Source organism: Chryseobacterium daeguense DSM 19388, assembly GCF_000430825.1.
Classification (GTDB): domain Bacteria; phylum Bacteroidota; class Bacteroidia; order Flavobacteriales; family Weeksellaceae; genus Chryseobacterium; species Chryseobacterium daeguense.
The window spans coordinates 79,597-103,988 of the sequence record NZ_AUMT01000008.1 but is presented as its reverse complement, the minus strand read 5'-3'; the positions used below and the strand labels follow the sequence as shown (position 1 = coordinate 103,988).

Below are 24,392 nucleotides of genomic sequence, written 5' to 3'. Positions count from 1 at the left end.
TTACATCTTCCCGCACCCATCTTCATTGCCTTTTAAACATTTAAAAAAAAGTGAAAACAACAGAAAATATATTAATTATAGACCTCGAAGCCACATGTTGGAATGACCGGCCGCCGAGAGGACAGGAAAGTGAAATCATAGAAATCGGAGTTTGTATTATGGATGCAAAAACCGGTAAAATTTCACAAAATGAAGGAATTTTAGTAAAACCTCAATTCTCAAAAGTAAGTCCGTTTTGCACGGAACTGACTTCAATTACTCAGCAAATGCTTGATGCTGAAGGCATTTTGCTCGATGATGCATTAGATATTCTGAGAGCAGAGTACAATTCTGAAGACCTTACTTGGGCAAGCTATGGAAACTACGATCTAAACATGCTTAAAAATCAGGCAAGAAGGTTCAATGTGGATTATCCTTTGAGTGATGACCATATCAATATGAAGACATTATTCGGAGAATTACATCCGACTGTTCGAAAAAGTGTCGGTATGGCAAGAGCTTTAGGTGAATTGAATTTCAAGCTTGAAGGCACACATCACAGAGGGGTGGATGATGCGAAGAATATTGCAAAAATATTACATTGGTGCCTGCAACAATAGTAATGTTGCAATTTAGCAATGTAAAAATATAACAAAAGCTTCCTTTATTAGGAGGCTTTTTTATTTCAGTATTGTCCTGTCATTGCGAGAAGTGAAGCGACGAAGCAATCTCAATAATAAAATTAGATTGCCTCACTTTAAGTTCCAATAATAAAAAAATCACATTAAAATATTTTACGCAAAAAGATTGCGCAATAAGACTTTTACTTTGCATCATCAAAATGAAATAACACTAAAATTTTGAAAAACAAATTTTAGTCAAAATATCAGACTGGTCTTGTTGGGTGTTTCTGTATAGCGCCATTGCAGGAAATTTTGTTGAGAAACATTATTTTTTTCTGTTCAGCTTGACCTGAAGGTTTAAGGAGTTTACCAGAAAATTCCGCCATGTGCTATGGGTCGGAGGTTCGAATCCTTCTATTTCCGTAGGGGAATATAACTCAGTCAGGTTAGAGTAATAGCTTTTTTGGATGCGTGGGTTCGACTCCCACCCTCACTTCGAATGAGGTAGCTCAGTTTGGTCAGAGCACTACACTGTCACTGTAGTTTGAAAATAGACTAAAAATCTATTTTTTTTCGAGTTGAATATCTCAATAAAAATATTCTTCAGGAGAAATCTGAGTTTTTTCAGTTGTTAAATTAACATTTTGAAAAAGCCTGCAAGAAAGACTTTTCTGAAAAATGAAATTTAATGGAAGATTAATAATCGTTGAATAAATTTCTAAAGAAATTCTATAAAATGGTATTGAGATCACAAATAAGTGATTGGATAACAACTTTAATAAAATTTTTTAGAAACAGATTTAAGAATTATTGGTCTGATATAAACGGATTTTTTCCGAAAATCTTACTTCCGCCATTTTTGGAAGAAAAATCTTGGATTCTCCTTATTTTAAAATAATAACTATTAAAAATATAAACAATGATTAATAAAGTACAAATTAATGCATATCAGGTAGGTTTGGTTTTCAGAAACGGAAACTTAATCGAAATTTTGAAAGAAGGCAGTCAATGGATTTTTGGAAATAAGTCTGTAGAGATTTATGATATGAGATCTTTGTTTAAAACAAACAATGAGCTTACCCTTTTATTGAAAAATGAAAGTCTAAAATCTATGTTGGAGGTCATTGAAGTAAAAGATGGTGAAATTGCACTGATGTTTGAAAACGGAATTTTTAAAGAAGTTCTGAATGTAGGACAGTATGCTTTCTGGAAGGGAATTTTGAATAGAGAGTTTCAAAAAGCTGATTTAACGAAGGTTGAGATTACAGAAAATATCTCCAAAACTCTTCTTGAAAATATGAAATTGAAAAATTTCGTGAGAAAACTTATTGTTACGAATCAATATAAAGGTCTTTTGTTTATTGATGGAAAATTAGTCAAAGTTCTGGAAGCCGGAACATACTATTTCTGGAATAACGAAATTTCTGTGGAAATAAAATCCGTTGATATGCGTATGCAGCAAATGGAAATTGCAGGTCAGGAACTTCTTACAAAGGATAAAGCGATGCTTAGGATTAATTTTTATGTGCGTTTTCAGGTAGAAAATATTGAGAAAGCACTAATGGAAAATAAAGATTATGACAAACAATTGTATATCCTGATGCAGCTTGCCCTCCGTGAATTCGTAGGTGCGCTGACTTTAGATGAATTACTGTTGAAAAAAGATTCTGTAGGTAAGGAAATCCTGGAAAACCTTGGAAACAAGGCAGCAGATCTTGGTCTGATGGCTTCTGACGCGGGCATCCGAGATGTAATTCTCACTGGCGAAATGAAAGAAATCATGAATCAGGTGTTAATTGCAGAGAAAAAAGCTCAGGCAAACAGCATTATGCGTCGTGAAGAAACGGCTTCCACAAGAAGTTTGCTGAATACGGCAAAGCTGATGGAAGAAAATGAAGTACTTTGGAAGCTGAAAGAAATGGAATATATGGAGAAAATTGCCGATAAAATTGGAGATATCACCGTATCCGGAAACAGTAATATCGTTTCTCAGCTGAAGGAAATATTCGCAAAATAGAAAACTAATAACTATCATTATATTGAAGGCAGTCCATTTTTTTTGGGCTGCCTTTTTATTTTAAAAAATAAGCCGATGAACATTACATTCACCGGCATTATTATTGAAAAATATATATAAAAGAATATTATTTGTAAAATTAGATGAGGTTTAAGAAAAAGGCAATATACAATGAAGGATATTGCCTTTTGCATTAAAAATTTTTTCATCTTGTGTTTCTAGATTTTTAAAATCAAAAAAAACGTGTAGTTATTTTTTGAAATTAAAATTCACCATTGCTTGTGTTTTTAGTAAAATTTTAAATCTAATTTTAAATTGAAATAATTTCAAAAGTTTTACTTTTTGAAGTGTGATTATACCAGGAAGATTTTACAGAATCTAATTGATATAAATTTTTTCATCATTTGTGTTTAATAATTTTTAAAAAAAGATTATTCATTATTTACTTATGCAAATAGATGAAAATTACGTGCTAAAACAAAAAAAATGATATACCATCTGAATACTAGTTTTATTTAAATTATTGATTTTCAGTAATATTATTTTCGAATTACTTCAACTTGATAATGAAAAATATTAAGATTTTTATATTTTCTTGGTTTTTAATTTTGTGATAATAAATGGGAATTATAGAAATTGGCTTTAAAAGCTGTTTAACTTTTTGGATAGATTTACAATTTTGTTTTTCGTATTAATCCAATATGTAATTTTTTCTCAAGGTCAAAAAATGTTAGGTATAAACATTATATGCAATGATTAATAATTTTTTTTCAATTAAGGTTTTTATATTATAAAATTTATATAGAATTATTGATTATTTTTAATTGAAATAAGGAAGATTGATATGAAGGTAAATGATTTTTGCTGATAAAATTGATATATCAATAAATATCAGACTGTTCATCTGCCTTTTTACCCGTTAAATCTCTAAGCCATATTCCCATATCTTTTTCAGTAGGAATGAGAAATTTTTTACGAAGATTTTGCTTTCTGTTTCTAATGGTGTTGATGGATTTCTGTGTATACTCCGCAATATCTTTGATAGTAAAGCCTAAAAAAGTGTAAGCACAAAGCGTAAGCTCGGTGATTCTAAGGCCTGGACTGTAATCTAAAAGCTTTTTTTGAAAGTCTGGATAAATCTCCTGGAAACATTCATAAAACATAGGATCATTCTTTTTTGCGAGTTCTATAACCTTGTTGTAAGAATCATTTACTTTTAGTTGAAGTTCCTCTGTTTCTGATGTTTTTTGAGAAATTATTTCGTCTTTTTCTTGTAGTGTAGTATTTACTTCAGTAATCAGAGTTTCTTTATGTTTTAAATTTTTCCTAAGAATATTATAAAAAACAATAAATAATAAAACCATTAGGGATATCCCGCCTAAAATCAAGTAGTAATTTTTCTTTTTTGAGCGTTCATATTCTTTTTCCTGGTCTTTTATAACAACATTTAACGCATAATCTACACTTTTGCTTCTTTCGAGTGAAATTTGATCCTCTGTATTTTTATAGGCTGTTTCATATTCATTTTGCTTTTCTTTATCGCCCATTAATCCGTATATATCCGCTATTTTTTTATTTAAATCATTGAATAGTAAAGTGTTGATGGAGTTGTCTCTAATATTCTGGATAGCCATTAAATAGTAATTGAGCGCCTTTTTTTCATTTTTCTTTTCCTGATAATATTTCCCAAATGTCATGTACTGTACAAATAGGATAGGGTCTTTATATTTTGTTTTTAAAGAAAAGGCTTTCTTGTAGTAATAAAAAGCTGAATCAAGATCTTTTTTCTGAAAATACAGATTTCCTATAGCTGTATAATGTTCTGCAAATGAATGATATGCGTTCTTTTCGTTTAGTTTTTTTAATTCATTTAGGTCCAGCTTGTAAAAATATGCTGCAGAATCCAGCTGTTGTTTATCAAAATATTGACCAGCAGTGTTTCCATAGATCCTTGCCAGAATGTGTATGGCTGCAGTATCTTTATTGTTTTTCAGAAGCTTAGAAATATCTTTTAGTTCTTTTGCACTTTGAGATTCTAAAAAGAGTACATAAAAATTGTATGATTTTATTTCCCGAAGTTTTGCCTGAAGAAGAATATCGGTTTGGGTGTAAGGCTGTAGAAGAGCTTCCTGTACATAAGATAGACTTTCTTTATGAAGTTCCAGCCCGGATAATGATCTTGCGATTATATAATTGCTTTCTGCAATTCTTTTATCGTCCTTTAATTTTTTCGCAAGTATATTGGCTTTTTTCGCAAGTTGTTTCATTTGTGTTTTTTTGAATTAAATTTTCATCATTTGTGTTTGTGTGAAATTCATGCCGGGAATTTTTTTGGGATCCTTCCCGACATAAAATTTCTCTTTTTCATCTTGTGTTTTTCGTTGTCAAACCGTTTCAAATATTCTTGAATGATTTCTGGTGCAAAGGGAAACAAATTTCATGAATAAACAAAAAAAATAGCATACTATCCGTATACTATTTTCATTTAATTATTTGATAATTAGTAATTTAAATTCATATTAGCTCTTTCTTTCAGTTAAATTTCTTAACCATATTCCCATATCCTGCTCACTGGATAAATTAAATTTCTTTCTTAAATTTTGTTTTCTGTTCCTCACAGTATTCACAGATTTGTAGGTGTAGTCCGCAACATCCTTTACATTAAAGCCTAAAAAAGTATAGGCACAAAGAATAAGTTCAGAAGTTCTGAGACCGGGACTGTATTCCAGCAATCTTTTTTGAAAATCCGGATAAACTTCCTGAAATCTGAAATAAAATGAAGGATTATTGCTTTTGGCGAGTTGAAATACTTCATTGTAAGCATCATTTACTTTATGCTGAAGCTCTTCCGTTTCCACAGTTTTCTGCGAAATTATTTCTTCCTTTTCCTGCAGGGTGCTGTGAACTTCTGTGATAAGCGTTTCTTTTTGTTTCAGGTTTTTTCTTAAGATGTTATAGATAATAACGAAGATCAGCAGTAAAACCAGTACCCCCACGCCAATCCAAATGTACTTATTATATTCAGATTTTTTAAATTCTTCTTCTTTATCGCTGAGTATGATTTTCAATGCGTGCTCAATATTGGAATTTCTGGCGGTAAGAAGTTTGCTTTGAAGATCTGCATACGTTTTTTTGTATTCTTCACTTTTTTCTTTATTTCCCAGTTTGTCATACTGCTCGGAAATTTTTTTATATAAATCATTATTTACAAAATGATAAGGCGTAATATTCTGTTCTTTAATATTTTGAATCGCACTTTGATAATATCCTATGGCTTTTTCATATTGTTTTTCACTGGCATAGTAGTCCCCTAAAGCTGTATAATCAAAGAAGAGGACAGGATCCTTATATTTCCGATCTATAGCTAAGCTTTTCTGAAAATAATATAATGCCGAATCACCCTTTTTACCTAAAAATTCTGTCCCTTTATACCTGTAGAAATCGGAAAGTTCAAGATGGACATATTTTTCCGGTATTTTTTTAAGCTCCTGATAGCACAATTTTGAATAATACTTGGCCGAATCAGGCTTTCCGGCACCGATGTTCAGGTATGTTCTCTGTAAAAGTATGGTAGCATCTTTATTATTTTCGTCTTTCAGGAGTTTTACAATTCCAGGTAGTTCCTTGTCAAACTAAGACGTCAGCCCAAGACTGTAATAGTTGAAAGCTTTTACCTCTTTAAGCTGGGCCTGAAGGAGTTTACTTTTCTGATAATAAGTTTGCTGAGTTGCTTTTTTTACATACGTAAAACTTTCTTTGGGAAGTTCCAGGAAAGATAAGGCACGGGCAATATTGTAGTAAGATTCTGCAATTTTTTGTGAATTGCCGCTCTTTTTAGCAAGAATACTGGCTTGTTTTGCATATTGCAGCTGTTCAATATTATTAAATCTTTTCCTGCTGTTTTCAGCTTTTTGAAGAAGATCATCAATTTCCTTAAATTCCTGATCCTGACAAATAGCAATATTTGAAAACAGTAGAAATAACAGCAAGATACTGTTTCTGAAAGTGTTGTGTTTTTTACTCATATCAACTTTTGCCCCTTAAAGCTATATTGAGATTATATATTATTTATTATTACAAAAATATAATTCTTATTTAAATATCAAATAAAAAATAAAAAAAGTCGGTAAACTTTACCGACTTTCTATTTAATATCCTCTTCGAATGTTTTTTTCCATTTTGAAAGAGTAGTTCTGCTTATCTTATATTTTTTTGACATATAGCTTGTGGAAAAGCCATGCTTTTTCTGGTATTGTAGCAGCTTAAGCATCGTTTTCTTATCATACGTCTTTAGCTTCTGGTTGTTTTTCATACTTTCCTTAGATTGTTTGAAAACCAATTCATTAAAATTCAAAACATCTTCTGTAGTTTTTAAATTCTGCAAAAGAGTCTGTATTTTGGGATCTTTAAGCTTCTCAGGCTGGTCCTGTTTCAGCATATCCAGGTATATTTTTTTATAATTGGGGCGCATTATATTTTATTTTTAATTGGTATTATTTTTTTGCAGCCATCTGTGAAGTGTACTTTTAGGAATGGAATATTCATTAATGACATCAGTTTGTGTCATCTCACCCGATTGGATTTTTTGAATAATAAATTCCTTAATTTCCTGAGTATAAATATTTTTTCTGAAGTAAGGTATCTTCTCTGATTTCTGATTGTTGCTAGTCTTATTAACCGCTGATGGTGGAGAATATAAAATAAGGTGTGAACTGTAAAGCCTGAAAAAATCGTACTCCAAAAGTTTAGACCATCTTAATAAAAGATCCGTGTCAATAGAGCTGCTTTCATAAATTTCTTCAATAAAATCTTCATCTTTCTTCAGGAAGTTGCAGATTCTTTCCATATTGATCTGCATTTCCTCAACTCTTTCTTTAATAAATTTCCCTATGTGTATTTCTTTATATAACATTTTTATTAGATATGCTTGTTAAATCTGCATCATTAGCAACAGGTAGTTGATAGCGGAGAATAATTATTTTTAAAAAATCAATCAAACGATTGAGGGATAACAAAATCATAATTTTGCTATATATTTTTTGGACCATGCAGTTTTGCCGGACCTAAAGTTTTTGTTGATTTTTTTATCTGGTAAGAATTCTTGCGTCTTCATAAGTACGTTCTGTCTATGCTTTAGCGATCATTCCTTTTTAATCATCCATTTTGCCAGTAAACCTATTTCTTGGTAAAGTAAATAGATATATTACCTGTTAAAGCTTTTTCATGCAATTTGTCTTTATATAATTATTGGTTAATTTCTTATCCTTAATATATTCTTTTCTGAAATTTTTTTAATCAATTCTGTTGAATTTATTGAAATTTTTAAGAAAATAATTATCGTCTTTATTTTCAAATATATAAAAAAATAGAAACTAAACCTAAAAAACAATTTAAAATTTTTCTTGAAATCACGATTTAGTAGAAAAAAGTATATAATAAATGGAATGACTTGTGAAATATTGTATGTTAACTTTTACGGAATATCAAAAGCTTTAACGATCAATATTTTGTGAGTTTTTTAAATCATAAGTAATTGTATAAAAAAATGTAAGTACATACCTTTGCTGCGAAATGAAAAATACCATTGCATTATTCGATTTTTCGAAGAAAATTAATTATAAAAACGAATTTTTAGCCGGTTTTACGGTAGCAATGACCATGATTCCGGAGTCATTGTCGTTTGCCATTTTAGCAGGGCTTTCTCCATTAACGGGGCTTTATGCCGCATTTATGATGGGACTGGTTACGGCCGTTTTGGGCGGCAGGCCGGGTATGGTTTCTGGTGGAGCAGGAGCAACAATTGTTGTTTTGATTGCTTTAATAAAAAGCCACGGTGTAGAATATCTTTTCGCAACAGTAGCTTTAGCAGGGATTTTCCAAATGCTGGTAGGTATTTTTAAGTTGGGAAAATTTGTACGGCTTATTCCGCAGCCTGTAATGTATGGTTTCTTAAACGGTTTGGCTGTCATTATTTTTATGGCACAGGTAGAGCAGTTTAAAATTACTGATGTGTCTGGTGTCTCTGGCTGGCTGCAGGGTACGGCATTATATATAATGGCGGGTCTTACAGCTTTAACGATCGCTATTGTTTATTTTTTTCCAAAAATAACAAAAGTAGTACCGGCTTCATTAGTAGCGATTTTAATTGTTTTTGGGATTGTTTTGGGCTTCGGGATCAATACCAAAACGGTTGCAGATATTGCTCACATTAGTGGAAGCTTGCCTTCTTTTCATATTCCGAAAATACCATTTTCATTAGAAACACTGCAGATCATCTTTCCTTATGCGATGATTATGGCCGGGGTAGGCCTGATCGAATCTCTTCTCACGCTATCAATGGTAGACGAAATTACCAATTCCAAAGGTAGCGCCAACAAAGAATCCGTAGCTCAAGGATTGGCCAATATCACCAACGGTTTTTTCGGAGGGATGGGAGGGTGTGCAATGGTAGCACAAACGCTTGTAAATCTTAATGCCGGTTCCAGAACAAGGCTTTCGGGAATTATTGCATCCATTACCATCTTAATTATCATCTTGGTGGGAGCTCCGTTTATTGAAAAAATTCCTATGGCGGCACTGGTTGGGGTTATGATGATGGTTGCGATCAGTACTTTTCAGTGGGTATCCATTAGAATTATTAACAAAATGCCGAAATCTGATATTTTTGTAGGAATTACGGTGGCTTTAATTACCATTATCCTTCATAATCTTGCGCTGGCGGTTTTGGTTGGTGTAATTATTTCTGCATTGGTTTTTGCCTGGGATAATGCGAAAAGAATTCGTGCAAGGAAACATATCGATGAAAATGGAGTGAAGCATTATGAAATATTCGGGCCATTGTTTTTCGGTTCTGTTACTGCATTTACGGATAAATTTGATCCTGCTGGTGACCCTGAAGAAGTGATCGTAGATTTTAAGGAAAGCCGGATAGTGGATATGAGTGCTATTGATGCTTTGGATAAATTATCAAAAAAATACAGTGAGCTTAATAAAAAACTTCATTTAAGGCACTTAAGCGAAGACTGTATTAAAATGCTCAAAAATGCTGAAGCGGTGATAGAAGTGAATATTCAGGAAGATCCTACCTACAAAGTGATGCCGGAGAAATAGGCTTGGAATATTTTTTTTGCTAAATAAAAAAATAGACTGTAAAATTTGTTTACAGTCTATTTTTTAATCAAAATTGTAAGAGTATTATTTTTTAATGAATTTTAAGTTTTTAGCACCTTCAATTTCTATAAAGTACTCGCCCTTCGTAAGTTCAGTAACATTAATTGTCTTGTCATTGGAGATATTTCCCTGTAAAACCAGTCTTCCATTCATGTCTGAAACTTTATAGGGTTTTGTTCCTTTTAACGGTAAACTAACCTTTATAAAATCACTTGCAGGGTTTGGGGCAATGCTTCCTGTTACTCTGGTATTAACCTCATTTGTAGATAATACATTGGTGTAAAGCTGATTGATTTCTGCAGGTGTAAGAACTCTGTTCCAGATCCCTACATCATCGATACTTCCCATAATATATCCTGATGGTCCTATTGCACTTCCAATATAGAAAGGTAAAGAAGCTGTGTTTGTACCAGTGTAAGTATTGCTGACTGTACCCACAGAAACGCCATTTTTATAAAATTCCATAGTTTGATTATTATAAACGGCTGCATAATGCTCCCATTGTGTGGTAGAATAAGCGGGGCCATTCAGCCAAGTCCATGGCTGACCTTGCTTATTGGTACCATATATTGTTTTTGTGGCATCACACTGCACAAGCCAGATGAAATTTCCACTGGTACCCGAACCGCTCATTAAAGCCACTCCTTCGCCATTACCCGTTTTTTTCATCCAAAAAGAAACAGAAAATGCTCCAGTCTGAGAAAAATTGTATGATAATGAACTCTTTGTAAGATAATTTCCAAACCCGTTAAAGGAATAAGCTGCATTAGCATTTCCGTTTCTGTCAGTCGTAAGGGTGGCGCCGTTTACGGTAAGGTTATTACCATTTCCGCTGGCGTCATTTGCATCTCCACCGAATCCCCACCAGGCAACCAATCCCGACGTGGGAACATAGTTGGGGGTTTGTGCAGAAGCAGCTATTGTAAAAAGCATAGAAGAAAGTAGGAATAATTTTTTCATAAAATAGTTTTTTTAAAACATGAGTTATAAAATTAATAATTATATTTTTATTTATAGTTAAATTATGTTAAAATTATAAAGATTTAACTGTTTTACTATTCTTTTCTTGTCTGAATTTAAAATTTAAATTTATTTGGTTGAGCTGGTTTACTTTATTAATATAAACTTCAAAGATTATTTGTTTTATTCTAATTATAGAGAAATATTTTATGAGTGTATTTTTTTTAATAAATTAATTCTATAAACAATGAATTATAGTGAATAAGTATCTTGTAATTGCCCGAAAGGGTTAGTTGAGACAATATGAAATCATAAAAAATCATAAAAAATTAGGCATTAATTTTAAAAATTTTATCTTTGGAAAGAATAGAATTTTTTGAACACAAATTGATGATGAAAACAAAAGTCTTTTTCAAGAAAGAGCTAAATAAAACTTTTAACTTGTAATTGTTTTGAAAACAGATATCGACATTCATAACCATAGTCATTTTTCCTTTGACTTATGGCTCACCCTGATAAAATCTCACCCTGAATTTAAAGCAAAAAGAGTTGAGCTGTTCTCCTCGTTTTTTAACGTAGAAAAGCCCATTGAAGAGGTCTCTAAAGTCGTAAGGTATTATGATGATCTTTGCAATTCCATTAACGAGGTTATTGGGCGCAATGTGGATACTTTTGAAATATATCTCTTGATTTTAAATTCTTTACAGGTTGATATTAAGCAAATCAATAAGGAGATTTTAAATGAATTTTATCAGAAAAGCGAAAATCTTTTTCTTGAGTACAGCCCTGTTGTGATCTTCAAAGATGTTCACGATTTTTTTGATGAAATTAAAAATCAGGGTAAGACAATTAATATTCTGAGCAATACAGGGTTTATTAAAGGAAAAACAATGAGGAAATTCCTAATTAACGAAAATCTTGATCAGTACATTGATTTTCATATTTATTCAGACGAAATTAATTGTTCAAAACCCAATCCCAGGATATTTCAGGAAGTGAAAAATTTAATTAAAAATCAGGATTTGGATTTAAAGCAGATTTTGCACATTGGCGATAACCCGATAGCCGATTATAAAGGTGCAAAAGATTTTGGTTTCAACGCACACTTACTTAAACACCAAATATAATATGAATAAGAGATACAGCTTGCATCACATTCATTCGGCGGATGAGTTCACGTTTTCACCTGCGGAATACAGCTATTTTAAATATGGCGATAAGTCGTATGCTGAAAAATTTGCTAAAGAGCTTTTTGAAGGTTTTATTTCTGAAAATGAGACACTTTTAGATACGGAAAAAGAAATTGTAGTGCTGCCAAGTCCTTATATGGCTATCCCTACGGCTTCTAATTTCTTATGTTTCTACTTTAAGAAGCATTTGGATTTTTATTTATTTCAAAAAGGTAAAAAATCAAGCATTTTATCAAAAATCAATAGAAATCATACATATACTATAGATTACGGCACATTAAGCTTTGAAGACCGGAAAAATTTGATCGCCAATGATACTTATTACCTTGATAAAGATTTTCTTAGGGGAAAACTTTGTATTTTTATAGACGATATCAAAATTACCGGAAGTCATGAGTATACAGTGAACAGGATTTTGCAGCAGTATAACGTGGATGGAGAATTTTTATTCATGTATTATGCTGAGCTGATGAATCTTGAACTGGATCCGAAAATTGAAAATTTCTTCAATTATTATGCGGTGAAAAATGTAGAACACATCGCAGAAGTAATGCTAAAGCCGAGTTTTGAGTTTAATACAAGAATCGTAAAATATATTTTAGGCTTAGAATCAAGTAATTTTGAATATCTTTCGTCTAAAATAAAAAAGGAACAGATGGATAAGCTTTTAGAGCTCGCCATCAGCAACAATTATCATTTAATAAAAGAATTTGAAAATAATATTAACATATTAACACAAACTGAATTATATTATGGCTATTAACTTACAAAAAGGACAAAGAGAAAATATAAATGCACCAAAATTCACGGTAGGACTGGGTTGGGATATCAACAATACATCTACCGGAACAGCTTTTGACCTGGATGCATCTTTGTTTTTATTAGGAGAAAACAAGAAACTGGTATCGGATAATCACTTTATTTTTTACAATAACCTTGAATCTCCGGATAAAGCGGTGATCCACTCAGGTGATAACCTAACGGGTGACGGAGCCGGTGATGATGAGCAGATTAAAATAGATTTAACGAAAATTGATCCTGCTGTACAGGAAATCACCGTTGTGGTAACCATCCACGATGCAGATGCCAGAAGACAAAACTTCGGACAGGTAAGAAATTCTTTCATCAGAATTTTTAACACAGATACCAACGAAGAACTTTTAAAATATGAATTGGACGAAGATTTCTCTATTGAAACCGCTGTGGAATTCGGAAGAATCTACAACAGAAACGGAGAATGGAAATTCGAAGCGGTAGGAAGCGGGCAGAGAGAAGGTCTTGAAAAATTTGTATCAATTTATCAATAATTTACTATGGATAATCAACCCAATCAGTCAAACGATCCTCTTGGTTCAATAGAGCCTCTTAAAACATTTGAGCCTACTCCGGTCACACCTCCGGCCCAGCCTGCACAAAATGCAGCTCCGGCAGTTCTTGTGGACAGGGACGGGAATGTAAACCTGAATCAGCTGCAGGTAGAAGAGCGTCAGAAGTATGAAACAATGGCTAATGCTATTGATGAAACAAATCCGGGTTCCATTGTGAATTTCGGGGCAGACCTGCAAAAAACTTTAGCTAACCAGAGTGACAGCTTCTTAGGAAACGTAAGAAGATCAAATTCCGGTGAAGTGGGGGAACTCATTAATAATTTATTGATCGAGCTGAACTACGTAGATGTTGATGAAATAAACAACAGAAACCCTGTAAAAGGATTTTTGAGCAAATTGCCTTTCATGAAAAAAGTCATGACACAGGTGGAAAATCTTTTCGCGAAATATGATAAGATCGTTAATAATATTGACCAGATTTCTCATAAAGTAAATGCCGGAATCATTACTTCTTCCAAGGATAATGCAGTTTTGCAGACGATTTTTGACAGCAACGTAAATTCCATCAAACAGATTGAAGATCTTGTTATTGCAGGAAATTTAAGAATGGAAAAAGCTGCTCAGGAATTGGCGGAAATGGAAACTAACCCTCAGAATTATGCTGATTACCAGATTGCTGATAAAAGAGATTTCATCGCAAGATTAGACAGGAGAATGGCAGATCTTAAAGTGGTTCGTCTTATTATGATGCAGTCACTTCCACAGATCAGATTGGTACAGAACAATAACGTTTCTATTGCTGAAAAAGCTCAGACAATTCTTACCACGACATTACCGGTTTGGAAAAATCAGCTTTCTCTGGCAGTTGCTATGCACAGACAGCAGCAAAATATTGAGATTCAGCAGAAAGTATCTTCTACAACAGAAGAAATTCTTAGAAAAAATGCGGAACGTCTTGGGCAAAACTCAAGAAATGTTGCAAAAGCCAATGAGCAGACCATTGTTTCTGCTGAAACATTGAGAGAAACTACCAATATGTTAATCAGTACATTGAACGAAGTAAAACAGATCCAAAAGCAGGGTGCCGAAAACAGAAGAAAGCTGGATCAGGATCTTCAGACACTGGAACACGAACTAAAAGCAAATATCAGAAGTTAATAATACAGGACAAAGGTGGATGATGAAGCTGTAACCATACTATCTCAAAGCAAAAGAAGATTAACGAAACTTAAGCTTCTTTCGAATTTTTTTGAAAATGTAGATGTAATTTCCATTTATATCAAAACGGATATTATACATAAGCTTTTTGAAGAAAATAAGACGTTGGATTACAATAAATTAGAGCTTTTTCACCTACAGTACACCGATAGTTTAATAGAATTGCTTACCAAGATCAAACGAAAAAAGGAAAATGATCTGTTGGCTGTTATTAACGAGATAAATATTAATAATCAATACATTGAGGCCTTCGAGGAAAAGAAAACCGATAGTTTTGAAACAGACAGAAAGATATACAGCGGTATATTTTCCCAGCATCTGAGGAATCTTTATAAAGATCTCACGGAAGATAAATTTACCCTGAACTGGAATGATGTTTTATATTTTCAAAAAAAATATGCAGCAGAATTCTACAGAACGGAAGCTGATGAGAGCAAATTAAAACCGCATCCGGTTCCTTCTTATCAGTATCAGGATTACTCCATTGAGAGAAAATTGTTGGGAAAATTAAACATACAGCAGTTTAAAGTTCGTTTTGTATGTGGTTACCGGATAGACAGGAATGAATATGAATTGTTCAGGATTTTCCAGTCCGACGAACATTTTATATTTAATGTGGAAGAAAAAAGATTGTATTTAATTGATGATGAATTATCTTATTTAAATACTTCCGAAAATGAATCCAACCAGATTTCAATTATCAATCAATTGAAAAGAAAAAATGAAGAACTGGAAGAAACCATTGAGGAAAAAAAACGGAAGCTGCCCGATGATGTGGAAACCGTTTTGAAAGACTATCTTCGAAATCTGGAAAGTATTGATATTATGAGTAAAATATTCGATGTGAATGAAGAAACGAACATTCTTCGTGCCATGTTGAATTTAAATTTAAATAATTAAAATAATGGAGAGCCCTAAGGGGCGACACAAAAATAGCATTGGGTGAAACCCGATGAAATGGTGCACGATTTTATCAAATTAAACAAATAATAAAACATAAAATGGCTATTAATTTACAAAAAGGTCAAAGAATAAACCTGACGAAAGAAAATGGTACGGCTCTTACCCAGGCTTGTGTAGGAATCAATTGGGGGGCAATCGAGAAAAAAGGATTTTTCGGGGGAGTTACTAGAGAAGCGGTGGACTTGGACGGAAGCTGTATTCTTTATGATTCCAATAAAAATGCAACGGAAATCATTTATTTCGGGAATTTAAAATCTAAAAACGGTTCCGTAAGACACAGTGGAGATGATCTTACCGGGGATGTAAATGGAGATGACGGTCTTGATAACGAAGTGATTACAGTGGATTTCAGTAATCTTGAACCGAATGTAGAGCACGTAGCATTGGTTTTGAACAGCTACAAAGGCCAGGATTTCGGGACAATTCCTTTTGCTTCAATCAGGATTTATGAAGGAACTCCTACCAATGTAAGAGAAGTTTTTGCAAAATATGACATTGCTAATGATGCTTCTTTCAAAGGTCATGTTGCTATGGTGATGGGAGTGTTCTACAAGAGAAACGGAGAATGGAAATTCAACGCCATCGGAGACCCTACCAAAGACAGGAAATTACAGGAAACGATTGAAACTGTAAAGCAAAATTATTTGTAAGAGATTATAAATTAACCAATTAATATTTAGCAATAATTGTACAACCGTGCAGCTATTGCTTTTATCATATAATAAGCACATTAAAAAGTGGGACAAAATACTAGTATTTTAGATCTTCATCCGGGTTTGGTTTGGGGATTTGCGATAACTGTAGTTATCATGTTGCTCCTGGATTTGGGAGTTTTCAACAAAAAAAGTCATGAGGTTTCTTCCAAAGAAGCTACTATCTGGTCAATTGTCTGGATCTCGCTGTCAATGGTTTTTTCCGGTGTCGTATACTGGGTTTATAACTCAGATATGGGTCCGGGAAGTCATGAGCTGGCGGTAGAAAAATTCACGCAGTATCAGGCTGCGTATTGGATTGAAAAGGCGCTTTCGGTGGATAATTTATTTGTATTTATCCTCGTTTTCGGTTTTTTCAAAGTTCCAAAGCATCTTCACCATAAGGTTCTTTTCTGGGGAATCATCGGAGCGCTTGTTTTCAGGGCAGTCTTCATTTTTGCGGGAGTGGGGCTTATCAACCTTACGTATCTTCCGGAAATGAACGTCTTCGGACATCCGGTGAAAATCAACATTGTGATGACTCTTTTCGGATTGTTCCTTGTGTATGCCGGGATCAAATCCTGGGGAGAGGGTGAAGAAGATGATAATGAGGACTTCAGCGATACACCGGGTGCTAAGCTGGTAAAAAGATTCTGGAAAGTATCTGATAACTATGACGGAGATAAGTTCTTCACGATTCAAAACGGAATCAAGATGGCAACTCCGCTTTTAGTGGTGGTAGCGGTAATTGAGTTTACGGATGTACTTTTCGCGGTAGATTCCATTCCGGCGATCTTTGCGATTTCAAATGATCCGTTTATCCTTTATACATCGAATATTTTTGCAATTTTAGGATTAAGATCTTTATACTTCCTTTTAGCAAATTTCATTCACATGTTCAGCAAGCTTCCTTATGGTCTGGCAATTATCCTGGCTTTTATTGGAGTTAAAATGTTAATTGCACCATGGATTCATATTCCATCACCAATTTCTTTGGGAATTGTGGGAGGAGTACTGGTGATTTCGGTTCTCTTATCCGTTATGTTCCCTGAAAAGGTTACTGGTGACAAAGATAAATTAGAAGAATAAATTGAAAAGGCTCTACAAATCAGTAGGGCCTTTTATTTTTCACTATTTTACTTATGTAGCAAGATTCACCATTCACTTTATTTATATTTCAGCAGTTTATTAATTTTTCTTCTCGTCTGAACAGAGACCTTGTACGCTTCATCCCGAAGCTTCTGGATTTTACCTACCGGCTGGAAGAATGTTTTGCTTTCAAAGGGATTGAATGAAAGCATTTCATTTTCGCATGAATTCGGATTTAAAAGCGCTCCTTTTTCAATTTTTATTTCACCCACTTTAATGTAAGGTGATCGTTTCCATTCTACATTCAGCTTATTGATAGGTTGATTTTTAAGATCATAACAAATTTGAATTAAAACATCTGCGGTAAAATCAGTAGCTTTCAGATAACTTTCAAGAGCATCTTTTACTTTCAGTTTTTTTCCAAAATTTCTATTGACCAATTTGGGAACAAGCTTAATTTTAATCATATTTTCTCCCAACCGGTAAGCTCCCACAGAGTGATAATCAAATGATAAAATAAAATCATTTCTTTTATTCCAAAGCTTGATGATATTCTTTAAAAAAGATCCTGTAAAAGTGGACGGAATAACTCTTAAAACCTGGAGCATTAATGAAAAAGAGCTCCATTTTTTCACAAAAAACCGATTAACAGAGGTAAATAATTTCAAAAAAGTACTTACTGAATTAATAGGAAACAAGGGAAAATTTACCAATGGATAATTCGCAATCAGCTCCCCGTTTTCATCTTCTATCTTTACAGCAAATCCATAAGCAGGAATGTCTTTCTTCCCCTTATTAATTTTGAGATGAGCATTGGAAAATCGGATGATCAGATCATATTTTTCTTTATCAAAAAACGGCTGAAGTTCTTCCGGGATATTTTTACTGATGAGAAAACAGCCTTTTGCTATGCCGTAGCTTTTAGCATGGGCATTTCTGGTGGCATATTCTACGTCACTTACCGAGGTTGACTGTTCTACAAAATCAGCGATACTTTTTTTATTAATTTCAAGGAGCTCATTCTCCTCGTCAGCCAGCTTGTCGTATTTCTTATTATATTTTAGTGGATTTGGCATTTAGTTTTAAAATCCAATTATAACGCCAAGTTTCGGAAATGTTATTAATTTAATATTAAAGATATTTGAATTTTTATCGGCAGGAAGCAGGAAGGCTGAGGTTTGAAGTTTAATGTGTTCAAAATAAAATGCTTAATATATTTAAAATTCTCATGAAAACTTCCATCTTCATTTTTCCATCTTCCCGCCTTAAATTCTATCTTTGTAAAAAATATCAATTATGGGAGTAGCAGATATGTTATTTAAACGTAAAAAAGAACAGGCAGAGAAAAACCTGAAAGACGGTAAAGAATACATGGAAGAATATGGCAAAAGAGAAAGTGTGGTAACATTGCCAAGCGGTTTGCAATATGAAATCATCACGGAAGGAGATGGTGAAAAGCCAGGCCCGAAATCTACGGTAAAATGCCATTACCACGGAACCACTATTTCAGGAAAGGTATTCGACAGCTCGGTAAAAAGAGGAACACCTGCATCTTTTCCTTTAAACAGAGTAATTGCAGGATGGACGGAAGCCCTTCAGCTTATGCCGGTAGGAAGCAAATGGAGACTGATTATTCCTCCGCATCTTGCGTATGGAGATCAGCAGATCAGCAAAGAGATAGGACCAAACAGCACACTTGTTTTTGAAGTGGAGTTATTGGAAATAAAATAAATACATACAATCTAAATTTACTCAGTGATGGGTAAATTTTTTTTATTGAATTTAAATGTAATTATATTTGTTACAATTAAAGTTTTTTATATCTTTGTATCACAATTATGAACAATACAAGATTTTCAACCGCGATACACATCATGACCTTGCTGGCCCAAAGCCCTGATGAATGGCTTACCTCCGAATGGATGGCCGGAAGTATCAATGTAAATCCTGTGATTGTGCGTAAAGAAATAAGTGTATTAAAGCAGGCGGGCCTGATATCCAGCAGACAGGGTAAAGAAGGAGGGAGCCAATTGGCAAAAAATGCAGATTTAATACAAATTTCAGATATTTATCTGGCGGTGAAAAACACTGAGGTTCTTGGGAAGAAAAATAACAACCCTAATCCTGCATGTCCTGTAGGAAGGGAAATTAATGATCATTTGAATACTTTATTTTCAGAAACGGACCAGCTGGTTTTAAATTTTCTTGGAAATAAATCATTGAAAGAATTCAGTGATCAGTTTAAATAAATTTTTTTGACTGCAAATGTAACAATATTTATTACAATTAATTTAAAATAAAAAATATGAAAAAAGTAGCAGTAATAGGTGCGACAGGTTTTGTGGGAACACAAGTGGTAAATGAATTATCAAACAGAGGATACGAAGTGGAAGCCATTGTAAGGGATGCTTCAAAGGTACAGCAAAGTGACAAAGTAACGGCAAAAAGTATTGATGTTAATAATATTGATGAATTGGCGGAAGCTTTAAAAGGAAATGATGCGGTAATAAGCGCATTTAACGCAGGCTGGACGAACCCGAATTTGTATGATGACTTTCTGAACGGTTCTGTAAATATTGAAAAAGCAGTAGAAAAATCAGGAGTAAAAAGATTTATTACTGTGGGAGGAGCCGGAAGCCTTTTCATTGAAGACAATCAATTGGTGGACGGGCCGGATTTTCCGGAAGAATATAAACCCGGAGCAACGGCAGCAAGAGATTACCTGAATAAAATTAAAGAAAACAAGACATTAGACTGGACGTTTTTCAGTCCTGCCATTGAAATGCATCAGGGAACGGCAGGTGTAAGAACCGGAAAATACAGAACCGGACTGGAAAATCCTGTTTTTGATGAAAATGGTAGAAGCGTGCTTTCCGTGGAGGATGTTGCGGTAGTTTTGGTGGATGAATTAGAACAGAACAATCATATTCGCGAACGTTTTACAGCGGCATATTAAATTTTCTTCAAAATATAATTAAAAAGTTTCGGGGGCTCGTCAAAGACGAGCCCCCGAAATTCCAATATAATCAATTTTAATTCCTTACAAATTCATAAATAGCTTCGGATTGACCGGAGTATTGTTTTTGTGCACTTCATAATGCAGATGAGGCCCGGTAGAACGCCCGGAATTTCCGGATTTTGCGATGGTTTGTCCTACTTTTACCTTATCATTGGCTTTTACAACAAGCTGGGATAAATGCCCGTAAAGTGTTGCAAGTCCGTTTCCATGAGAAACAATGACGCAGTTTCCGTAACCTCCCTTCTGTCCGGAGAAAATTACAGTTCCGGCTGCAGCGGCTCTTACGTCAGACCCGAATGGTACTGCAATATCCAATCCTTTATGAAACTGCATCTGATCAGCTTCTGCAGGAGGATTATTTTTTTCTGCGGGTTTATTTCCTGTATTGGTCGCCACGGCTTTTGTTGAAGAACCTGTTGAAGGAGCAGGAGCTGCAGGCGCAGGATTTGCTTTTGGGGTTACCATCACTTTTACCTGTCTCTTTTCTCCATAGCTGTCGGTGATTTCTATTATTTTTTCCACCGGCTCAGCTTTTACTTCAGGTTTCGGAGCGGCAGCAACAGTTGCTGGAGCAGATTCGGTTTTTGTATTTGATTTTACGGAAGCGTAAACAGTTTTAAACGGAATAGGATTTTTTCTGATCCCGAAATTGGATGAAATATATCCGTCTGTCGGCATTCCCAAAGGAACCTGCATCAATTTATTTTGTAGATCTATCAGGTATTGGCTGTATCTGTTGGCCTGTTTTGCAAGGTAAACAGAATTTGAAATACTGTCCTGGCTCAGCGCCATTATTTTCTCGCTTGCAATGTCTTTGGATTTTAAGAAAGAATTAAGCTGTGCTACAGTTTGATCTACCATGGTGAGATCAGTTTTCATTTTTAAATAATCTACACTGTCTTTTTCAGTATTTATTTTTACAAGGTTCACTTCATAGTGCTTGTCGTCTTTTGAAGAATACAACTTTGCAATGAAAATGCCTTGTGCAAAAACTACCAGTAAAAGCCCTCCCAGAATGAGATTTACGTTCCTTTTGCTGTTTAGAAATTTCTTCATATTTCTTCTCTTAGTAATTACAAAACGGTTTTAAGCTTGCAAATTTAATTAAAAATAATTTTTCAGGATTATTTTTAACAAAACTTTATTTATTTCTGTAATTAACGGGTGATTAAATATTTAATTGTGTGGAAGTGTTAATTTTATCTAAAAGTGGGTTTTATCATGCTGTGAAAACTCCTCCTCAATCTTTGTTTTAATATATTTGCAGTTCACATTTCTAATATGGCTAAAAAGAAAACGAATACAGAATCGAACCCGAAAAAAGGAAGGAATGATATTTCCGTGGGTGTTGTAGGAAGCGGAAGTTTCGCGACTGCTATCGTAAAAATGCTTGTTGAAAACTGTAAAGTGGTGCACTGGTGTGTAAGAAGCGAATTTGTAAAAGGAGCTATTGAGCTCCGCGGTCACAACCCGACTTATCTTACCGCTGCCACATTTAACCTTAAAAATTTAAAGCTTACAACAGATATCAATGAATTGGTTTCTGCCTGCGATATTATTGTTTTAGCAACACCTTCCATCTATCTTTCTGATACTTTGGATAAAATGACGTGTGATTATAAAAATAAAATCTTTGTTTCCGCGATAAAAGGGATCATTCCTAAAGTAAATGATGTGGTAGCCCATTATTTAAGGGATGAATTTAAGATTGGATTCAGGAATCAGGCTGTGATTGCCGGTCCTTGTCATGCAGAAGAAGTGGCGATGGAAAGGCTTTCCTATCTTACAATTGCAACTGTGGAGGATGAGGTTTCCGAAAAGTTGGTCAGCATTTTTAATTCAGATTTTATTAAGGTTCATTCCAGCAAGGATATTCTGGGCAATGAATACAGCGCGATTCTTAAAAATATTTTTGCGATCGGGGCAGGTATAGCCAGCGGTTTGGGATATGGTGATAACTTTACGGCAGTTTTTGTTTCGAATGCTATCCGCGAAATGGAAACCTTCCTGGAAGCCATCTACGAAGCACCGAGAGATGTTAATGAAAGTGCTTATCTTGGAGATTTACTGGTAACTGCCTACTCATTATTTTCAAGAAACCGAAGCCTCGGAAATCTTATCGGAAAGGGATATACCGTAAAATCTGCGATACAGTCTATGAACATGGTGGCAGAAGGATATTACGCCGCCGATTCTATTTATAAAACATCAAAGGAAAAAGGATTAAAGCTTCCGATTGTGGACACCATTTATGCCATTCTTTATGAGGGTAAAAATGCAGAAAAGCAATTCCGGAAACTTACCGCAAAACTGAATTAATTTTATATTTAAATCAAAATATTGGTGATGCTTCGACTCCGCTCAGCATGACACGACTCTAATACTAACCGTAATAACGTAATGTTTTAACGGTCTTTTGTAGCGATGTCATGCTGAGCGGAGTCGAAGCATCTAAAAAATTCAATTTAAACCTAAATCTCAGCCTAAAAAACTGATGTTAAAATTCTTAAACAAACCCTCATTCTAAGAACTTTTCCCGAAATTTGATATAATAAAATTAAAATTATGTCACAATCGCTTACAAGCAGAACGCCGAAACCAAAATACGACGTTGTTCTCATCGGTGGCGGAATCATGAGTGCCACTTTAGCTACCTTATTACATGAATTTGATCCTAATCTGGAGATCGCTATTTTCGAAAGACTGGGCCGGTTCGCAAAAGAAAGCACCGCCGCTTGGAATAATGCGGGAACAGGCCACTCAGCGTTTTGTGAACTTAATTATACTCCCGAAAAACCGGACGGAACTATTGATATTTCTAAAGCGGAAAGTATTGCTGAACAATTTGAAATCTCAAAACAATTCTGGTCTTATTTAATTACAAAAGGATATATCAGGGAGCCTAAAGATTTTATTAATTCCTGTCCGCACATGAGTCTTGTATTTGGTGAAAAAGATGCTGAATACCTGAAAAAACGTTATCAAAAAATGTCAGAATCAGTCTTATTCAAAGGAATGAAATTTACAACAGACCATGAAAAACTCAGAGAATGGATCCCGCTTGTCATGAGCAAAAGGAACCAGTCTGAAATAATGGCTGCCACCAAAATGGATATGGGAACTGATGTGAATTTCGGGACACTGACAAGAAAAATGGGAAGGCATCTGCTGGAAGATTCCAATGTAGAAGTTTTCCTTTACCATGAGGTAAAAGATGTAGATCCAAGAGAAAACGGGCAATGGGAAATGAAAGTCAAGGATAGAATTCACAACCACAAGCAGGAAGTGGTAGCAGATTTTGTTTTCATAGGAGCGGGAGGTTATGCACTGCCGCTTCTGGACAGCTCGGATATCAAAGAAAGTGAAGGCTATGGCGGTTTTCCTGTTTCCGGGCAGTGGCTGGTTACCCACAATCAGGAATTGGTAGCGAAACATCATGCTAAAGTATATACTCAGGCTACCGTGGATGCACCGCCAATGTCTGTTCCGCATCTGGATTTAAGAATTATTGACGGGCAGAAAGCACTGCTTTTCGGGCCTTTTGCTGGGTTTTCAACCAAATTTCTGAAAGAAGGAAGCTATCTCGACTTACCTGAAAGCGTGAATACAAAAAATCTAAAATCATTATTCGGAGCATGGTGGCACAATCTTCCTTTAACGAAGTACCTGATTCAGCAGGTGGCGATGAACAAAGCACAGCGTATCCAGCATTTAAGAGAATTTATTAAAGATGCAAAAGAAGAGGATTGGGAACTGAAAGTAGCCGGGCAACGCGTTCAGATCATTAAAAAGGATGAAAAAGAAGGCGGCAAGCTGGAATTCGGAACCGAGGTTGTGGTCAATAAAGCCGGAACCATTGCGTCCCTGCTGGGCGCTTCACCGGGAGCTTCCACAGCAGTGTATGCCATGCTCAATGTCCTGGAAAAATGCTTTCCGGAAAAGCTGCACGGAGAATGGAAAGAAAAGCTACTGGAAATGGTTCCTTCTTACGGGCAAAAGCTTGCGGATAATCCGGAACTTACGGAAAAAGTAAGAAATTACTCAAAAGAAAAATTAGAACTTGAATATTAAAATATAAATAATAAGTAATCGGTAATAAGTGATATATTGCTAATATTACTTATTACCGATTACTCATTACTCA

At 34.5% G+C, this 24,392-nt stretch carries 23 protein-coding genes; 15 read left to right on the top strand and 8 right to left on the bottom strand.

The features are described from left to right. Nucleotides 1–50 precede the first annotated feature (50 nt). Both H560_RS0110845 and H560_RS0110830 read left to right on the top strand, forming a co-directional pair. A complete protein-coding gene (locus tag H560_RS0110845) occupies nt 51–599 on the top strand; it encodes a 3'-5' exonuclease (RefSeq protein WP_027380067.1) in 549 nt (182 codons plus the stop codon). Between the two features lie 922 nt (nt 600–1,521). After that, complete coding sequence (locus tag H560_RS0110830) at nt 1,522–2,619, top strand: slipin family protein (protein WP_027380066.1); 1,098 nt, start codon at nt 1,522–1,524, stop codon at nt 2,617–2,619. 881 nt (nt 2,620–3,500) lie between these two features. Here the strand turns inward: H560_RS0110830 and H560_RS0110820 are convergent. The 5 genes from H560_RS0110820 to H560_RS0110800 all read right to left on the bottom strand — a co-directional run bounded on the left by H560_RS0110820 (nt 3,501) and on the right by H560_RS0110800 (nt 7,531). Further along, nucleotides 3,501–4,886 carry a tetratricopeptide repeat protein gene (locus H560_RS0110820; protein ID WP_027380065.1) on the bottom strand — a complete coding sequence of 462 codons (1,386 nt, stop codon included), beginning with the start codon at nt 4,884–4,886 and terminating at the stop codon, nt 3,501–3,503. Nucleotides 4,887–5,138: 252 nt separating this feature from the next. After that, nucleotides 5,139–6,119 (bottom strand): tetratricopeptide repeat protein, encoded by a 981-nt coding sequence (locus H560_RS0110815; RefSeq protein ID WP_027380064.1) that lies wholly within the window; start codon nt 6,117–6,119, stop codon nt 5,139–5,141. 132 nt (nt 6,120–6,251) lie between these two features. Beyond that, a complete protein-coding gene (locus tag H560_RS0110810; protein WP_027380063.1) occupies nt 6,252–6,644 on the bottom strand; it encodes a hypothetical protein in 393 nt (130 codons plus the stop codon). 119 nt (nt 6,645–6,763) lie between these two features. Beyond that, nucleotides 6,764–7,090 carry a helix-turn-helix domain-containing protein gene (locus tag H560_RS0110805; RefSeq protein WP_027380062.1) on the bottom strand — a complete coding sequence of 109 codons (327 nt, stop codon included), beginning with the start codon at nt 7,088–7,090 and terminating at the stop codon, nt 6,764–6,766. 12 nt (nt 7,091–7,102) lie between these two features. Continuing rightward, nucleotides 7,103–7,531 (bottom strand): transposase, encoded by a 429-nt coding sequence (locus H560_RS0110800; RefSeq protein ID WP_027380061.1) that lies wholly within the window; start codon nt 7,529–7,531, stop codon nt 7,103–7,105. Nucleotides 7,532–8,190: 659 nt separating this feature from the next. Between H560_RS0110800 and H560_RS0110795 the strand changes: the two genes are divergently transcribed. Next, the gene (locus H560_RS0110795; protein WP_027380060.1) at nt 8,191–9,729 is read left to right on the top strand and encodes a SulP family inorganic anion transporter; all 1,539 of its coding nucleotides are present in this window, start codon (nt 8,191–8,193) and stop codon (nt 9,727–9,729) included. Nucleotides 9,730–9,813: 84 nt separating this feature from the next. Here H560_RS0110795 and H560_RS0110790 read toward each other — a convergent pair whose 3' ends face one another. Continuing rightward, nucleotides 9,814–10,749 (bottom strand): LamG domain-containing protein, encoded by a 936-nt coding sequence (locus H560_RS0110790; RefSeq protein WP_027380059.1) that lies wholly within the window; start codon nt 10,747–10,749, stop codon nt 9,814–9,816. Between the two features lie 452 nt (nt 10,750–11,201). Here H560_RS0110790 and H560_RS0110785 point away from each other — a divergent pair, with 452 nt between their 5' ends. The 7 genes from H560_RS0110785 (at nt 11,202) to H560_RS0110755 (ending at nt 17,229) form a co-directional block, all read left to right on the top strand. Continuing rightward, nucleotides 11,202–11,876, top strand: a complete 675-nt coding sequence (locus H560_RS0110785) for an HAD family hydrolase (RefSeq protein ID WP_027380058.1) — start codon at nt 11,202–11,204, stop codon at nt 11,874–11,876. Between the two features lies 1 nt (nt 11,877). Then, nucleotides 11,878–12,702 (top strand): phosphoribosyltransferase family protein, encoded by an 825-nt coding sequence (locus H560_RS0110780; protein ID WP_027380057.1) that lies wholly within the window; start codon nt 11,878–11,880, stop codon nt 12,700–12,702. Then, nucleotides 12,692–13,246 (top strand): TerD family protein, encoded by a 555-nt coding sequence (locus H560_RS0110775; RefSeq protein ID WP_027380056.1) that lies wholly within the window; start codon nt 12,692–12,694, stop codon nt 13,244–13,246. The genes H560_RS0110780 and H560_RS0110775 overlap by 11 nt, the downstream gene beginning before the upstream one ends. Nucleotides 13,247–13,252: 6 nt before the next feature. After that, on the top strand, nt 13,253–14,425 hold the full coding sequence (locus H560_RS0110770) for a toxic anion resistance protein (protein ID WP_027380055.1): 1,173 nt from the start codon (nt 13,253–13,255) through the stop codon (nt 14,423–14,425). Nucleotides 14,426–14,440: 15 nt separating this feature from the next. Continuing rightward, the gene (locus H560_RS0110765) at nt 14,441–15,385 is read left to right on the top strand and encodes a hypothetical protein (protein ID WP_027380054.1); all 945 of its coding nucleotides are present in this window, start codon (nt 14,441–14,443) and stop codon (nt 15,383–15,385) included. A 101-nt stretch (nt 15,386–15,486) separates the two neighbouring features. Beyond that, a complete protein-coding gene (locus tag H560_RS0110760; protein ID WP_027380053.1) occupies nt 15,487–16,098 on the top strand; it encodes a TerD family protein in 612 nt (203 codons plus the stop codon). Between the two features lie 87 nt (nt 16,099–16,185). Beyond that, complete coding sequence (locus H560_RS0110755) at nt 16,186–17,229, top strand: TerC family protein (RefSeq protein WP_027380052.1); 1,044 nt, start codon at nt 16,186–16,188, stop codon at nt 17,227–17,229. Nucleotides 17,230–17,306: 77 nt separating this feature from the next. Here H560_RS0110755 and H560_RS0110750 read toward each other — a convergent pair whose 3' ends face one another. Next, the gene (locus H560_RS0110750) at nt 17,307–18,305 is read right to left on the bottom strand and encodes a catalase family protein (RefSeq protein WP_027380051.1); all 999 of its coding nucleotides are present in this window, start codon (nt 18,303–18,305) and stop codon (nt 17,307–17,309) included. A 220-nt stretch (nt 18,306–18,525) separates the two neighbouring features. On the opposite strand from H560_RS0110750, the gene H560_RS21440 reads away from it, so the two are divergent. The 3 genes from H560_RS21440 to H560_RS0110735 all read left to right on the top strand — a co-directional run bounded on the left by H560_RS21440 (nt 18,526) and on the right by H560_RS0110735 (nt 20,185). After that, nucleotides 18,526–18,960, top strand: coding sequence for an FKBP-type peptidyl-prolyl cis-trans isomerase (locus tag H560_RS21440; protein ID WP_051289292.1), 435 nt, complete (start codon nt 18,526–18,528; stop codon nt 18,958–18,960). Between the two features lie 107 nt (nt 18,961–19,067). Then, the gene (locus H560_RS0110740; RefSeq protein ID WP_027380050.1) at nt 19,068–19,478 is read left to right on the top strand and encodes an Rrf2 family transcriptional regulator; all 411 of its coding nucleotides are present in this window, start codon (nt 19,068–19,070) and stop codon (nt 19,476–19,478) included. Nucleotides 19,479–19,534: 56 nt separating this feature from the next. Further along, nucleotides 19,535–20,185: an NAD(P)-dependent oxidoreductase gene (locus tag H560_RS0110735; RefSeq protein WP_027380049.1), complete on the top strand. Its 651-nt coding sequence runs from the start codon at nt 19,535–19,537 to the stop codon at nt 20,183–20,185. Between the two features lie 84 nt (nt 20,186–20,269). Here H560_RS0110735 and H560_RS0110730 read toward each other — a convergent pair whose 3' ends face one another. Then, nucleotides 20,270–21,304: a M23 family metallopeptidase gene (locus H560_RS0110730; protein WP_027380048.1), complete on the bottom strand. Its 1,035-nt coding sequence runs from the start codon at nt 21,302–21,304 to the stop codon at nt 20,270–20,272. Nucleotides 21,305–21,529: 225 nt separating this feature from the next. Between H560_RS0110730 and H560_RS0110725 the strand changes: the two genes are divergently transcribed. Together H560_RS0110725 and mqo are read left to right on the top strand one after the other, a co-directional pair. Next, on the top strand, nt 21,530–22,567 hold the full coding sequence (locus H560_RS0110725) for an NAD(P)H-dependent glycerol-3-phosphate dehydrogenase (RefSeq protein WP_051289290.1): 1,038 nt from the start codon (nt 21,530–21,532) through the stop codon (nt 22,565–22,567). A 246-nt stretch (nt 22,568–22,813) separates the two neighbouring features. Then, nucleotides 22,814–24,319: a malate dehydrogenase (quinone) gene (gene mqo / locus H560_RS0110720; protein ID WP_027380046.1), complete on the top strand. Its 1,506-nt coding sequence runs from the start codon at nt 22,814–22,816 to the stop codon at nt 24,317–24,319. Nucleotides 24,320–24,392: the final 73 nt, after the last annotated feature.

Bases quoted from the DNA above. Each gene is read 5' to 3' on its own strand.
- H560_RS21440 (WP_051289292.1), top strand. From the start codon at position 18,526: ATGGGAGTAGCAGATATGTTATTTAAACGTAAAAAAGAACAGGCAGAG.
- H560_RS0110740 (WP_027380050.1), top strand. From the start codon at position 19,068: ATGAACAATACAAGATTTTCAACCGCGATACACATCATGACCTTGCTG.
- mqo (WP_027380046.1), top strand. From the start codon at position 22,814: ATGTCACAATCGCTTACAAGCAGAACGCCGAAACCAAAATACGACGTT.
- H560_RS0110735 (WP_027380049.1), top strand. From the start codon at position 19,535: ATGAAAAAAGTAGCAGTAATAGGTGCGACAGGTTTTGTGGGAACACAA.
- H560_RS0110820 (WP_027380065.1), bottom strand. From the start codon at position 4,886: ATGAAACAACTTGCGAAAAAAGCCAATATACTTGCGAAAAAATTAAAG.
- H560_RS0110805 (WP_027380062.1), bottom strand. From the start codon at position 7,090: ATGCGCCCCAATTATAAAAAAATATACCTGGATATGCTGAAACAGGAC.
- H560_RS0110775 (WP_027380056.1), top strand. From the start codon at position 12,692: ATGGCTATTAACTTACAAAAAGGACAAAGAGAAAATATAAATGCACCA.
- H560_RS0110750 (WP_027380051.1), bottom strand. From the start codon at position 18,305: ATGCCAAATCCACTAAAATATAATAAGAAATACGACAAGCTGGCTGAC.
- H560_RS0110795 (WP_027380060.1), top strand. From the start codon at position 8,191: ATGAAAAATACCATTGCATTATTCGATTTTTCGAAGAAAATTAATTAT.
- H560_RS0110790 (WP_027380059.1), bottom strand. From the start codon at position 10,749: ATGAAAAAATTATTCCTACTTTCTTCTATGCTTTTTACAATAGCTGCT.
- H560_RS0110800 (WP_027380061.1), bottom strand. From the start codon at position 7,531: ATGTTATATAAAGAAATACACATAGGGAAATTTATTAAAGAAAGAGTT.
- H560_RS0110730 (WP_027380048.1), bottom strand. From the start codon at position 21,304: ATGAAGAAATTTCTAAACAGCAAAAGGAACGTAAATCTCATTCTGGGA.
- H560_RS0110810 (WP_027380063.1), bottom strand. From the start codon at position 6,644: ATGAGTAAAAAACACAACACTTTCAGAAACAGTATCTTGCTGTTATTT.
- H560_RS0110780 (WP_027380057.1), top strand. From the start codon at position 11,878: ATGAATAAGAGATACAGCTTGCATCACATTCATTCGGCGGATGAGTTC.
- H560_RS0110770 (WP_027380055.1), top strand. From the start codon at position 13,253: ATGGATAATCAACCCAATCAGTCAAACGATCCTCTTGGTTCAATAGAG.
- H560_RS0110725 (WP_051289290.1), top strand. From the start codon at position 21,530: ATGGCTAAAAAGAAAACGAATACAGAATCGAACCCGAAAAAAGGAAGG.
- H560_RS0110760 (WP_027380053.1), top strand. From the start codon at position 15,487: ATGGCTATTAATTTACAAAAAGGTCAAAGAATAAACCTGACGAAAGAA.
- H560_RS0110830 (WP_027380066.1), top strand. From the start codon at position 1,522: ATGATTAATAAAGTACAAATTAATGCATATCAGGTAGGTTTGGTTTTC.